This is a genomic window from Photorhabdus khanii NC19, from assembly GCF_000517265.1.
Lineage (GTDB): Bacteria > Pseudomonadota > Gammaproteobacteria > Enterobacterales > Enterobacteriaceae > Photorhabdus > Photorhabdus khanii.
Map to the genome: position 1 here is coordinate 315004 of NZ_AYSJ01000015.1, position 14871 is coordinate 329874.

The 14871-nt window shown below is 45.9% G+C and carries 10 protein-coding genes; 5 read left to right on the plus strand and 5 right to left on the minus strand.

The annotated features are described in order from the left end of the window. The first annotated feature begins 584 nt into the window (after positions 1–584). Together PTE_RS20125 and PTE_RS20130 are read left to right on the plus strand one after the other, a co-directional pair. On the plus strand, positions 585–989 hold the full coding sequence (locus tag PTE_RS20125; RefSeq protein WP_131601561.1) for a hypothetical protein: 405 nt from the start codon (positions 585–587) through the stop codon (positions 987–989). Between the two features lie 69 nt (positions 990–1058). Beyond that, on the plus strand, positions 1059–1778 hold the full coding sequence (locus PTE_RS20130) for a class I SAM-dependent methyltransferase (protein WP_036849872.1): 720 nt from the start codon (positions 1059–1061) through the stop codon (positions 1776–1778). 184 nt (positions 1779–1962) lie between these two features. Here PTE_RS20130 and PTE_RS20135 read toward each other — a convergent pair whose 3' ends face one another. The 5 genes from PTE_RS20135 to hpaB form a co-directional block, all read right to left on the minus strand. Continuing rightward, positions 1963–2346, minus strand: a complete 384-nt coding sequence (locus PTE_RS20135; protein ID WP_036849874.1) for a type II toxin-antitoxin system PemK/MazF family toxin — start codon at positions 2344–2346, stop codon at positions 1963–1965. Then, complete coding sequence (locus PTE_RS20140) at positions 2346–2612, minus strand: AbrB/MazE/SpoVT family DNA-binding domain-containing protein (protein WP_036849877.1); 267 nt, start codon at positions 2610–2612, stop codon at positions 2346–2348. The genes PTE_RS20135 and PTE_RS20140 overlap by 1 nt, the downstream gene beginning before the upstream one ends. A gap of 142 nt (positions 2613–2754) precedes the next feature. Next, on the minus strand, positions 2755–4224 hold the full coding sequence (gene dtpB, locus PTE_RS20145) for a dipeptide/tripeptide permease DtpB (protein WP_036849879.1): 1470 nt from the start codon (positions 4222–4224) through the stop codon (positions 2755–2757). A 354-nt stretch (positions 4225–4578) separates the two neighbouring features. Then, the gene (gene hpaC / locus PTE_RS20150; protein ID WP_036849881.1) at positions 4579–5097 is read right to left on the minus strand and encodes a 4-hydroxyphenylacetate 3-monooxygenase, reductase component; all 519 of its coding nucleotides are present in this window, start codon (positions 5095–5097) and stop codon (positions 4579–4581) included. 20 nt (positions 5098–5117) lie between these two features. Continuing rightward, positions 5118–6680 carry a 4-hydroxyphenylacetate 3-monooxygenase, oxygenase component gene (gene hpaB, locus PTE_RS20155; RefSeq protein WP_036849884.1) on the minus strand — a complete coding sequence of 521 codons (1563 nt, stop codon included), beginning with the start codon at positions 6678–6680 and terminating at the stop codon, positions 5118–5120. Positions 6681–6943: 263 nt separating this feature from the next. Between hpaB and PTE_RS26055 the strand changes: the two genes are divergently transcribed. The 3 genes from PTE_RS26055 (at position 6944) to PTE_RS20165 (ending at position 14797) form a co-directional block, all read left to right on the plus strand. After that, a complete protein-coding gene (locus tag PTE_RS26055; RefSeq protein WP_131601564.1) occupies positions 6944–7177 on the plus strand; it encodes a hypothetical protein in 234 nt (77 codons plus the stop codon). 590 nt (positions 7178–7767) lie between these two features. Then, positions 7768–7992, plus strand: coding sequence for a DUF6347 domain-containing protein (locus PTE_RS20160; protein ID WP_131601567.1), 225 nt, complete (start codon positions 7768–7770; stop codon positions 7990–7992). A gap of 166 nt (positions 7993–8158) precedes the next feature. Continuing rightward, positions 8159–14797, plus strand: coding sequence for a type I polyketide synthase (locus tag PTE_RS20165; RefSeq protein WP_036849889.1), 6639 nt, complete (start codon positions 8159–8161; stop codon positions 14795–14797). The last annotated feature ends 74 nt before the right edge of the window (positions 14798–14871 follow it).

Consider the following 14871-nt stretch of genomic DNA (forward strand, 5'->3'; position numbering starts at 1 on the left):
AATAGAAAAGTTATTGATATTCATGAGAATAAGGCAGCAAATATGACGTCTGATAACGGGCTGAAATAGGCTGAAAATAACGGGTAGGTAAAACGGTATCATTAGGCCATTAACTATTTCATAGCGTTATTATCTATTGTTTCTCTAAATGGCGGTGGTAATGCAATAACAAAATTTATAATCATATTAATAATAATTGCTTTTATTAATGATAAGTAAAAGAAATAGTTACTATTGTTTTGAATGGTGTTTTATAAAAAGTGGAATGCTTAATATTTTGTGATGAGCGAAGAGAACCATTAGAAAAGAGATTATTTCGATTGTTTGCTGTCCCCGTTTTTGGGGCCAGTTTTAGGCAATTGTCAGATGGCATTCAGTGAACATTTTTTCTTTTGGTGTATCATTATAGTAATTATCGCGACTATATATCATTCTGTATGAAGTAATGATTTTCAATGAATGTAGTTATTATTTTTTTAAAACTATTCTTATAATGGTAATATATCCAAGAAACCTTCTGTAAAAGAATGAATATTGTGACTGAACTCAATATATAGATAATGCCCATATACACATGGTTGTATTTGTGTCATTTTGATATTGAATTTTTTTCACAATGGGGGCTGAAGGAGCGTGATCAATTTAAAGAAAAAATAATATTGCTAAATATGATGTACCCAGAAAATACACGCTCAATTCAAGAGAAAGTCCAATTCATACTGGATCGTCCATTTGAAACATTTGAGCCAATATGTTTACTGCCTGTAATGCCTAAATCGGATTTTTCAGTGGTATCCAGGGTTCTGGAGTACGAAAAGATAATTCGTCGCTCTGAATTATCTTTGAGCGATATAAATCAGCTTCCACTAGATGAGTACTGGATAGAAATTCTCCGTCTCTTCAAAGTGAACATTTATTTCCTAAGCGGGGAGAGCGTGCCTGATATGCTGATTGAAAGCGTCCATCCATTTTACAGATCTTTTTATTGAACGGGCTGAAATAGGCAAATCTAGTCCTTTTTTGGTTATTACTACACATAAGTGAATATGAGATGACAAATGAATACTGACTGGATGAATGAAGAGGCTGCAAACTTATTCGATCAATATGATGATTATTTGGAGGAGAGACTTGGGTACATGCCGTTGATTGAGAACCTTAAGGAGAGCTTGGGCCAAAACGTATCGGTTCTTGATTACGGTTGTGGTGGTGGGAAAGTGTCACGTCGGCTAATTGCTGGAGGTATAAAGACGGTAACGGGAGTAGATATTTCACAAACCATGGTGGATAAAGCTTCCAGCAACATCAATCGTGGCAATAGCTCTTATCATCAAATCACAACTGATGTCCTTAATTTCAATGATAATACTTTCGACGCAGCTATATGCTGTTACGTGTTCATTACTAACAGTGAAAAGTCTGATCTTTTGAAAATCGCCAAGGAAATTCACAGGACATTAAAGCCTGGCGGCATTTTTTACGTATTGGATACCAATCCGGATTCCTCTGGGATTAAGTTCAGTTCTTTTATGAGCGGTGATCCAAATAAAAAATACAGTGATGGAGAAGTCAAACCAGTGTATTTAGATCTGCCAAATGGAGGTATTTTTAAGATTTCAGATACGCATTGGCATAAAGATACATATTACAAAATCTTGAACGAGGCCGGGTTCCAAACTATTGAGCTTTTTGAACACAGTGACGCTGATGCGTCAAAGGATACTGAAGGTCTACAATATTACCCACCTTTCGTCATGTTCAAAGCGACTAAATTCTAGATGCTTCATATCTGACTGATGGAATTCCTTGCTTGTTACAAAAATGTCGGTGAGGGATTCCACATGATTAGTTTCGAATGCAATTTAATATTGTTTTGAATGGTATTTTATAAAAAGTAAAATGATTAATATTTTGTGATCAGCGAAGAGAACAATTAGATTAAGTGACACCAAACAAAAGCCATCACTTGGATGGCTTGTCATCATTCATTAATTTTTCGATTAAAGCATCTGCACCAATTAAAGGAAGTAAACGCAGCAGTACTTCATTTAGTATCCCAGCCTCTGCTTTGGTAATAAATTGTGCTTTTCTGTCTTTCCAGGACAACGTCTGGATCAAGCTTGAAGCAACAACGGACGGCTCATCCAGATTTTTCACAGGGACTTCCGTTTTGGCACCACGAATGCTGGTGCTGATCGGGCTGCAAATCAGCAATCCGGTTTGCTGGTTATAAGCTTGACTACTCAGAACTAATGCAGGCCGGTACTTGCCAATTTCTTTGCTTTTGGTTGGTTCAAAATCAAGCCAGATAATATCGTTACGCTCTGGGATAAATATTTTTGGCATTAATTATCAACCTCGGATGTAGACAATGTAGCCAGCAGCCCAACCTGTACAGTGTCTGAGGTCAGTCCTTCCAGCAATTCGCTCTCTGAGTAAGGCAGTTTACGTCGTGCCAGCTTTGCTTTCTTAACGGTAAAACCGTCCTCAAACACCTCCACTTCAATCTCAGTGTCTGGTGTGAAATGAGGAATATCCCTGATTAAACCAGCAACGCGCAGCCCCAACCCATTTCCCCAACGTTGGATTTTCGTGTGAACTATCTGAGCCATAACTCACCTCTTGATAAACATTGTTTACACAAACAATAAGTATATACTCTGTATAAACACTGTCAATGCTCGCAGTTCAAACGAATGTATTCCTGAACCAACACAGGCTGGACAAGAAACACGACAATTCAATTAAAACAAATCATGCTTTTTGTTTCTCATTCATCATACGATTCAGCCACGGCACGGTGATCGCCATGATGATCGCGACAATAAAGGTAGCAATACCAATTTTGCCGAATACACTGGTGTAGACAGGTAATGTTTGCAGTGGATCAGTAATGCCTTTCGGTGCCGCAGTAAAGGCTGCCACATAGCCACCGAGTAAGAATGAGGTTGCTTGAGTTAAGTACCACATTCCCAGAATGAAGCCCATCAGATACTGAGGAACCAAAGCGGCAACCATTGCCAGACCTAATGCACTGATCATCAATTCACCGAGGCTTTGGAACAGATAAACCAGAACGATAAACCAGGGTGAAGTTAAACCTTGCTCATCAGCAAACCACAAACCCGCAGCAGCGGCAGTCAGGAAACCTAAAGAGCACAGGAACATACCCACGGTAAACTTAGCCGGCATTGTCAGGTCTTTACCTTTAGAACCCCAATGCGTATACAGCATAGCCAGTATTGGACTGGCAACAACAATCCAGAATGGGTTAAGTGCCTGGAAACTGACCGGATTGATATTAAAACCAAGCAACTCATGATGAACGTTATGGATAGCGAAGAAGTTCAGGGAAGTTGGCATCTGAGCATACAGGATGAAGAACACAATAGCCTGAAGCATCAAGATGAAAGCGACAAACATTTTGTTACGGCTAACTTTATCCTGCTTAAGTGCTTCACGGAAGAAGATAAACACCACGACCACAGACAATCCAATCAGAACAACATTAGTAATTTTTACATTGTGCATCAGCCATGCACAGGCGAAAACCGTTGCAACAGTTCCTGCTATAACCAATATCAATCTTTTATAGTTGATTCGTTGATGGTCTGGTTCAGAGCCAATATTACGCACCATATTGCGACAGAAGATATAGACCAATAAAGCAATAATCAGACCAATACCACAAATATTGTAGGTAACGGCATAGCCGAATTTTTCAGCAATAACCGGCGCGATAGCGAGTGAGAACAGCGAGCCGATGTTGATTGACATGTAGAACAAAGTAAAAGCCCCGTCTAGACGAGGATCTTTTGGTGGATAGCATTTAGCCAGCAAGCTGGCTGGATTTGCTTTGAACAGGCCGTTACCAACAGCAATCGTTCCTAATGCGTAGAAAATTAAATCAGGTTTCAGGATGGAGAGGCCAGTCATAAAATAACCCACTGCCAGGACGATAGCGCCTAACACAATGGCTCGTTTAGTTCCAAGTAAGTGGTCACCGACATAGCCACCAATAGAGATAAGGCCATAAACCAACGCGGCGAATGCCCCGAAGGTAGTAAATGCCTGTTCCTGAGAAAATCCTAATTTTTGGACAAAATAAACTGCAAGAATGCCTTGTACGCCGTAGTAGCCGAATCGTTCCCAAAGCTCGACGAAAAAGATCATGAAAAACGGCTTGGGTTGTTGTAATAAACCGAGCGAAGCGGGTTTATTCATAGTTGATTACCTCTGATTAGTTATCATTTATCTTGGAATACACCTGGAAATGCAGGGTAATTAACATCCCTGTGAAATGATGTATCGCTAAGATTATGTTTTTATGAACTTTATTTGGGTGAATATTGAGAGAGGTAGGTTATTATAGGGTTAAAATAGGTTCTCAATGGTCGATCACACGAACATAAAGATTGCGTATAAAATTTAACAGCATATTCATTAAGTGAATATCAAAAAGGGTTAGGAAGAGGATTTAGTTGAATTGTTAACTGAATAGAGCAAGCAAAGAGGGCTATTCAGGCCGTTTCTGGCCTGAATATTGGAGGAGCAGCTTAGAGCCTAATCAGCAGATGGTTAAACCGCGGCAGCGACAGTTTCCAGCATAACCGGACGGAAATTACGCTTGAAATAGATCAGGCCGTGGCCTTGTGCGCTCACTGTAATATGCTTGATTTGAACCAGATACACATTATGAGAGCCGACTTCCTGAACCTGCTCAATTTCACCTTCAAGGCTGGCAAGGGTGCCGGTCAACACAGGTTGACCTAGTGGACCTTTTTGCCAGATATTCCAGCGAAAGCGTTCTTCCATACTGACTCCGGTCATACCCGCAAAATGGCGTGCCATCAATTCTTGCTCATGGTTTAAGACATTTACACACAGGCGGCCATTTTCCTGAAAAACTGAGTTCATAGCACTGCTTCGGTTAATGCATACCATCAGAGTGGGCGGTGTATCGGTGATCGAACATACCGCGGTGGCAGTAATACCACAGCATCCGGCAGGACCATCGGTGGTGATGATATTCACTGCTGCTGACAGGCTCGCCATCGCATCTCTGAAACGCAGGCGATGTTCATTTTCTACAGACATAATTGGCCTCCTGCTACCGATTATTTCAGCAGCGTATCTAACTGGTTAATATCGTTATTGTTGTATAAGTGTGGTCTGAGCCAGCCGTTCTGATCATAGTCAGAAAGACAGCGATCAACCATATCCATCATTTTCTTCATATTGCCGGAACCGTTGGCATGGCGCAGACATTGCAGACGAATTTCATCCTGGCTGCCGGCGTAGTTGATTTCGTACAACTCATGGCGACCACCGAATTCACTGCCAATGGCATCCCACATCAGTTTTAACACTTTGATTCGTTCAACGTGATCTATACCGTTGGAACCACGAACATATCGCTCCAGATATTTATTAATTTCTGGGTTATGCATATCACGGACACTGGATGGCAGATAAATCAGACCACTGGTGACGTTTTTTTCAATAATATTTTTAATTTTCGTATAAGCGGTTGGGGCCATCACGCGGTAAGTTTGTATTGCCTGAGTATCCGGCATATAAGCACCACCTTGCCACGGCTTGGCTTCTGCCCACATAGCATCACTCAGCGACCAGAACAGGTTACGCCAGGCAACCACTTCACCCAGATCTGCCTGAACACCGCGGAATTCTATCACGCCGGTACACTCCAGGCTCTTTTGCAGCAGGGCGGTAATAAAATCCAGTTTCACCGCCAGACGCACGCAAGCCTGTAGTGGGAACAGGCTGGCGAAACCGCCCTTAACCGCCCAGTTACGTGCGCGGTCAAAATCACGGTAAATCAGCACATTTTCCCAAGGGATAAGGACCTTATCCATCACCAGAATCGCATCGTTTTCATCAAAGCGGCTGGATAAAGGATAATCGAACGGGGAACCCGTCGCACCGGCTACCAGTTCATAAGACGCGCGGGAAATCAGTTTTACCCCATCGGCATCCATTGGGGCGACAAACATCAGGGCGAAATCAGGGTTATCTCCCATGACTTGCGCGGAACCAAAACCGATAAAGTTATAGTGAGTCAGAGCCGAGTTGGTCGCGACCACTTTTGCGCCGCTGACGATAATACCTGCATCCGTCTCTTTTTCCAGTTGGATAAAAACATCACGGGTTTGATCAGCGGGTTTATGGCGATCTATGGGGGGGTTAACGATGGCATGGTTAAAATAAACCCCCGTTTCCTGAATCTTTTTATACCAATGACGGGCGTTATCAGCGAATTGACCATAATATTCAGGGAATGCGCCTAACACACTGCCGAATGCTGCTTTATAGTCAGGTGAACGGCCCATCCAGCCATAGGTCTGACGTGACCACTCGGCGATAGCGTCACGCTGTTGGCGCAGATCGTCAGGGCAAGTGGCAAAGCGGAAGAATTTGTGAGTATATCCACCATTGCCGGTATCGGTATTCCAGCATAAAGCACCATGGGTTTCAGGCGCGTGCAAGGCATCGTACAACTGACCGACTGAGGCAGCAGAATTGCGGAACGCAGGGTGTGTGGTGACATCTTTTACGCGCTCACCATAAATATAAATTTCGCGGCCATCCTGAAGGCTCTTCAGGTACTCTTCACCGGTAAACGGGCGTTTTTTATCGGCGCGGAAATCTTCTGGTTTCATGTCTACCTCACAGTCTGAATAAAAAGCGCCGGTCTTGATATAAATATAATCAATATTGGCACGGAAATGTTAATTTAATGTTTATTTTGTGTTTCTTAATTGAAGCCTCAGAATGGCTTTTCTTGAATAGATTTTTGGAAGGTTAGCTGGTACTTTTCGTTGGGAAATGGCGATTTGTGACTAAAGTGTGATCTAGGTAATGTTTTTGTAGCGATTATTTAATCTGTTTTTCGCCGGTTGAGTAAATAAGATTTCTTACGAGATTGACTACTACACGGTGGACAGCGAATTCGGGATTATCACCGAATACGTATGTTGCTCCAGGCAATGTTCGTGATACTCAATTTTGTATTGAACGACTTGGTCACCAGATGGTTTGCTTCGCGTTTTCAATGGTCACGGTAGGTCTGGATGCCAGCTATTTTACGGTTACTTCCTGTCATCTCGTTGAAACTCGCCATATCATATCGGTTCTGGGGGGATCGCCGCCCAAATAAAAGGAATAGGATTAACTAAGCAACCTCAATACCGCATTATATATTTCTAACTATCGCACCTCGTATCATTTTATGTAAAGATTTTTTGATAAATTTTTTATTAAAATCCAATCTACCTCACGTAATTGTTGAGGCTTTATTATCTATTTTGTTGTGTTTTTTAAATTTTAATTTAATTTGATATAAAATTTTATTTTTTGTTTTTTTTATGGTTTTTATGGTCTTATCTTCCATTTTTTTACCATTGTTAATACATATAATGATTTGTTAATGTTTTATTGTTTTTGTATTTGATTGATTTAAAAGGACTATGTTGTCTTTTTCTTTTAATATAAGCCAATTTTTACTGAGATTTGAAAGTTAAGCTAAACCGATGTATACCAGTTATCTATAAAGATTAAAGTTAGTTTTATTGCCTTGAAAAATACGAAATAAATCAATATAACTTACACACGCCATTACGAATGGCGCGGTATATCTATTAGTAAGTTAAGAGAATGTCATGACCGTAATTTTTAGGGGTAATAGGCTATCTGGATTGGTTTTCTTTAATACTGTGATTTGTAGCGTTATTGGTACTGTACCTATTGGTGGTATTTATTTTTCCTCAGCACATGGCAGGAGGTCCACCTTCCATTGGCATTTTTCTGGCATTCTATTTACTGGTGGTGATTGTTTCTGTTTCAGCGGAAGTTATTTTTGACGGTGTAATGCAGACTGTAAGAAAATATGAACGCGAGGATAAGAATAATCTTGGTAATAATATCCGTATAAAAAAATCAAGGTTATCAGGCATGGGGAAAATTCAACTGTGATTGCAGAAAATATAACAATATTGCAGTAAATAATTTTTAATGAGTCATTAAACGATCATGGAAAGATCATTTTGGTGTAAACAACAGCGGTGAATTCACTATGCATAGCACAATTTATTGGTGTGTGTTGCGTATGGGATTATTTCACCTAAAGCGTGAGGAGTATATGTCTGAGACATATTTAGTGCACGATAAAAAAGGCCAGGGCGATATTGCTATTATCGGCATGGCCAGCCATTTCCCTGATGCCTCAAATCTGCATGAGTTCTGGGAAAACATAATGGCTAAAAAAGATTCTTTGACTGATATTACCACCGTGTCAGAGATAGAATATTGGAGCAAAGAGGATTTTTATGATCCAGATGCGTCGGCTGCGGATAAAACGTATGGTCATAAAGCCGGTTTTGTTCCTGCTATTGATTTTGATCCGGTGGAATTTAAAATTCCGCCGGCCATTGTTGATTCAATTAGTACCGTACAATTATTTTCATTGTATGTGGCCAAACAGGCAATGCAGGATGCGGGATTAATTGGTCAAAAAAACCAGCGAGTGAACCGCGATCGCATCGGCGTTATTCTGGGCGGCGGCGGTAACGGCAATACCTTATTCTCGCTGGCAGGCCGTCAGCAAACCCCATACCTGCGTAAAATCATGATCAAGTCCGGTTTGCCGGAGGCGGTTGTGGACGAAGTGATCGACCGGGTGCATGATTCATGCCTTGAATGGAATGAGGACTGTTTACCCGGTTTCCTTGGTAATGTGGCTTGTGGTCGCATCGCCAGCTATTTTGACCTTGGTGGGACGTCCTACATGGTGGATGCCGCCTGTGCGAGCAGCCTGGCGGCGATCAAAGCTGCTATCGGTGAGCTCAATTCAGGCAGCTGTGATGCTGTGCTGACGGGGGGTGTTAACCTGGAGAATTCAGCGTTCTCTTTCGTATGTTTCAGCAAAACCCCGGCACTGTCGAAAAGCAACTTGTCGCGCCCTTTCGATCGTGACTCCGATGGCATCATGCTCGGTGATGGTGTTGGCATGCTGGTGCTGAAACGTCTGGAAGACGCCGAGTTGGATGGTGATAATATCTATGCGGTGATCAAATCGCTCGAGGCATCCAGTGATGGTAAAGCGAAAAGCATTTTTGCCCCCCGTTATGAAGGCCAGGTAAAAGCACTCAAGCGTGCTTATGCCCGTGCCGGCCTTACTCCAGCGGACATTCAACTGGTCGAGGCGCATGGCACCGGGACGGCCACCGGTGACAATACAGAGCTGAAAAGTCTGCGTATGGTTTTCGATGAGCACAAGGTGGCGGCGAAATCGGTGGCCATAGGCAGCATTAAGTCACAGATTGGTCATACCCGCAGTGCGGCGGGGGCAGCATCAATGATCAAAGCGACGCTTGCCCTGCATCACAAAGTGTTACCTCCCACGATCAATGTCACTCAGCCTGGCGAAATGCTGTCCGGGGATAACGGGCCATTCTATGTCAACAGTGAGCCTCGTCCCTGGTTACGACCTCTCAACGCTGCGCCACGCCGCGCTGCTCTCAGTGCTTTTGGTTTTGGCGGAACAAATTTCCATGCGATCTTGGAAGAGTATGAGCGAGAGCCGCGTGGTGCCTATCGTTTGCATGGACCGGTAGTCACGTTGTTGTTCAGCGGTGAAAATCCTGAGCAACTGTTGGCTAAGTGTGAGGTGGCGCTGGCGCGTTTTGGCCGCGCGTCGTCTGCCGGGCAGGCATTACGCGAGCATCTTGCACATCAGGATCTTAACGGGTTGCAACCTCATCAAGCACGTCTGTTGTTTGTTGCTACATCTGGCACACAGGCGGCGGAGATAATGGCGTCGGCAGTAAAACAGTTGAAGCAAAAGAGTGAAAGTGGCTGGGAACACCCACTGGGAATTTACTACCAGCCCTCGGCCAAAAACTTGGATGGAAAAGTGGTGGCGCTGTTTCCTGGACAGGGATCGCAGTATGTCAATATGGGCCGTGACATTGCCAATGACTACCCTGAAATGCGCCAGGCGTTGGAGGCCTTGGATGTGCTGGCGGCCAACGAGCGTGGTCAGGGGCTGTCGCATGTGATTTATCCCACTCCGGTATTTTCCGATGCTGAACGGCAGCAACAAAACGAGCTCCTGACTGATACGGCCAATGCCCAACCGGCATTGGGGGCTATCAGCGCCGGCTATTTTACGATTTTGAAAGAGAATGGTTTTAACCCAGATTTTGTTGCTGGTCACAGCTATGGTGAAGTTACCGCTTTATGGGCGGCTGGCGTGCTGTCTGATGCTGATTTTTACCGTGTGTCACTGGCGCGGGGAACGGCTGTAGCGTTTGCCGCCGCTGACCAGGGAGCAGACTCAGATGCCGGGGCAATGTTGGCGGTGTCTCTAACATCAGAGCAACGTGAAGATGTGCTCAAACTCTATCCGGGGATTACCGTCGCCAACGATAACTCTGCTTCGCAGGTGGTGCTGGCCGGAGCCACAAGATTGATTCATCAGCTGCATGATGAACTGAAGGCCAGCCAGATTCACTGCCGCATTTTACCCGTGTCGGCCGCGTTCCATACCGAATTTATCCAGCCAGCTTATGCGCCATTTCGCGAACATTTGGCACAAATCAACTTCCAGCCACCTCAGTGCTCACTGTTCTCAAGCGCGACGGCGGCACCTTACGGCAAGTCGCCTGCGGACATTGCCAGCCTGCTGGCGGAACAGTTGGTCATGCCAGTGCGTTTTCGTGAAACGATCGAAACCCTCTATCAGCATGGTGGCCGCCTGTTTGTCGAAATTGGGCCAAAAGGGGTGTTGAGTAAGCTGGTCGCGGACATCCTCAATGGCAGAGAGCACAGCATCATCTCGGTCAGTTCCAGTAATAAAGGCGAGGAGAGGTTACAACTGGCGAGGGCCCAGGCCAGGTTACTGGCAGAAGGAGTCAGGTTAAATGCCCTGGACCGGCATGCCCGTGTACAACCGCCATCGGAGGAAAAAAACAATCGTCTGACGTTCAAGCTCAGTGGCGGTTTTTTCATGTCAGATAAGAATCAGGAACGGCGTGAACGTGCGATGCGTGACGGCGACACCGCTGTGGTGGAACGGTTCATCACCAACCGTGTACCTGAGGCAGCATCAGTGATCTCCAGGCCGGCGTCGGTGGTAAAGACGGGATCGCTAAAGGGTCCTGCTCCATTTATTCAACAAAGCACGCCGGTTGCAATTCAGAAGCGAGGCAACACTATGGGACAGAATAATCAATTGAATGAGAACGTGGGTAAGAGCAATTTGGATGAGCTGCTGCAGGCGCAACGGGTCATGAGCCAGCTGCATGAACAGTTCCAAACCAATCAGAAAGAGTATATCCAACTGCTGGGGCTGTTGTTGAACAAGCAATACACCCTGTTGGAGAAGTTCCAGGATCACCAGAACCTGCCGGCCATGTTGTCTAGCCTGGGGCAAAGTGTGCAGTTGTTGGATAAAAACCTGGAGCTGTATCACGCCAACCATGAGCGATATTTTGCCACCCAGCAGAGCTTATTCCAGTCGGGGCAGGCTATGCAGCCGGCAGTTGCCGTTGTAGCGCCTAAGGCTGCTCCTGTCACCGCGCAGGTCCCAACTATGGGAGAAATTGCCGCGCCGCGCCTGACCATGCCAGCCACTACTTCTGAGCCGATAGTGAGTCAGCCGGTTGCGCCGACTAAATCCAGCGTGAGCGATCCGGAACTGGAAAAACAAATCAAACATTTTGAGCAAATTACCGAGGCGAAAATCATTGGCAAATTGGTTGCCATCGTCAGCGACAGAACCGGTTACCCGCAGGATATGATTGATGCGGAAATGGATCTTGAGGCCGATCTCGGCATTGATTCTATCAAACGTCTGGAAATTTTCGGCGTGATGTTTGATGCCTTTTCCGCAGACACCGGCATTTATCACGATGCGTTGAAGAACAAGTATTTGGAAACTTTCGATATCGAAGTACTGAGCAATATCAGTAAGATCTCCGTGTTTTTTAAACAAATGAACGATGAGATTATCGCCGATATCCGTCGTAAAAATTCGGGCTATGCGCCAAAGGATTCCTTTATTGAAGACAATCCCAGTGAACAGGATAGCGGCCAAGTCCTGCACAACCTAAGAGCGTCAGAAGATGTGAGGGCAGAAACACCGCAGCGTACGCTGGGCTTTGTTACCTCAACCGCCTCTGTGTCAAAGGCCGCCAGCGCAAAAAAGTCTTTGGCTGAATCGCAACTGAGTGTTACACCTGCGGTTCAGCCTATTCCTGCCGAAGAGGTTGTGCCAGTTGAACCTCGGGTTGCTCGTTATACGGTAATGTTACGATCGTTACCGACTCCAGACTGTTACCCGCTGACGTTTGCGTTGTCGCGCCTTTGGTTGGTGGTGGATGAGGGTAAAACAGTCGTCGATGAGGTGGTTAAACAGCTGAAACAGCGGGGCCAGCGGGTGGCGGTACTGACTCTGAATGCGGGAATGGCAAAAAATGAAAAGTATGTCAAAACCGCCGGTCACTACGTACTGAACTGCGCTGATGAAGCCACATTGGATGCAGCAATCAGTGAAATTGAACAGGAGCAGGGGCCGATCGATGGCGTGATCTACCTTCAAACGCCACGGCAGAGTGTGAAAACGCTGGCTAAGGTGTTCAGCGCGCAGGGTTATCTCTCGATTGAAACCACGTTCCTGCTGGCCAAGCGTTTGCAGGGCAGTCTGAACCGAGATGAAAACCTTGCGGGCTACTTCTTTATCGTAGGCCGTGGGGACGGCGCGCTGTCCACATCGAACGACAACGGGCTGGCTGAGGTCGTCGCAAGTGGGGTCAGCGGGTTGACCAAATCATTGAAGATTGAGTGGAAAAACGTATTCTGCCGTACTCTCGACATCGACGCCCAAGTGAAACCGCGTGATGTTGCCCTGATCCTGATCGAAGAGTTGCAGGATAGCTGTACCGATCTGACCGAAGTTGGCCGTGGTGTGAATGGCGAGCGCATGACGCTGGCGCTTGCAGTGAAGGAACCTGTTGATGCACCGCTCCAGGTCAGTCGTGAGGACGTTTTTGTGGTGACCGGCGGGGGACGTGGCATCACGGCCCAATGTATCATCGAGATGGCGAAACTCAGCCAGGCACGCTTTGTCCTGCTGGGAAGAACCGAGTTGGACGCGCCTTTGCCGACATGGGCACAGGGTACCACCACGCTCAATGAGCGCAAGGCTGCGGCGATCGCCTATCTGCAATCCCAACAGGTCCAGCCAACGCCGGTGAAAATTGATGCCATGTTGAGTGGGATGTTATATGCCGATGAGATTAACCAAACCTTGCAAGAGATCAGGCAGGTTGGGGGAGATGCCTGTTACCTGCACTGCGATATTACCGATGTACAGCAGGTTGCGGCGGCGGTTGCCGCAGCACAGCAGGCATTTGGACCAGTGACGGGTATCATTCACGGTGCTGGCAACCTGGCGGACAAGCGTATTGAGAAGAAAACGCTGGATGATTTACGCTCAGTGTTTGACGTTAAGGTCAAAGGGTTGGAAAACCTGTGCCAGGTCGTGGATATTGCTAGTTTGCGCCATGTAATGCTGTTCTCATCCGTTGTCGGTTATTTCGGCAATGCCGGGCAAGCCGATTATGCGATGGCCAATGAAACCCTGAGTAAATTTGCTTACCTACCACTGAAAGGTGACAGTCGTCTGGTCGTCCGTGCCATCAACTGGGGGCCGTGGGACGGAGGCATGGTCAACGACACATTAAAACGTACCTATAGTGCCCGCAACATGGTGATCATTCCTGGCAATGTGGGAACACGCTATTTCGTACAGGAATTTACTGATACTGAATCTAAGCAGGTAATTGTTGGTGGTGAAAACTACAAGGCCACGCGTCAGGTGAAATCGCTGCCGGATGAGGAGCAAGTTAAGCGTTTGTTGACGCTGGAAGCCAATCCGTTCCTGCACCACTATGTCATCTGCGACAACCCGGTATTGCCGGCCACTGCCGCTATTGGCTGGATGACGCGCATTTGTGAAGAGCGTTTTCCGGGCTACCAGCTTCAGGACGTGGTGGATTTCAGCGTATTGCAGGGGATTGTGTTTGATGGTACCCAGCCTGGCGACTACACCGCGGTGTTGACGCCCAACTGCGGCTATGTGCGAGGGGATGAGCGGCTGGCGGTAGATATTTCTATCACCAGTCAGCAGGGAAAAAGCACGGTTGAACACTATCAGTCCACGCTATTCCTCACCACTCAACGCCGGGCAGCGGCCTGCGAAGAACTGCATACCGATTTGCACACTCAGATTGCCCTGGCTCATCCTTTGTATGGCGATATGCGTCAGGGCAGAATGTTGTTCCACGGCAACATATTTCAGGGAATACGCAAGGTTATCCATATTGATGATCAATACCTGATATTGAAATGCCGACTGGATGACGTAGCGCCTGAATTACAGGGACAGTTCCCGGTCAATTCTTTCAACCTGTTTATTTATGATGTCGCTTTGCAACTGCCCTTATTCTGGCTGATGCAGCGCTTGGATAAAGCAGGCCTGCCATGCGCAATTGGGAAAATTGAACAATATGCTACCTTGGCATTTGGTGAAGAATTCTATGCTGCTATGCGAATTAATACCAAAACCGCCTTGGCGCTGGTTGTTGATATTACCTTGCATGACTTAATGGGGAATATTTACGGTCGTTTGCATAATGTCAAATTTACCGTCTCGGCTGCGTTGAGGGAATTATTCACCCAAGCCGACTCGAAACAGGTGGAAAAAAACACAAGGTAATCTTTCCGGATAAAACAAAATCAGTTTGATATGTACCTGGGGGCAGTCGTAGCGCTCAGGAGAATCTTGTCATG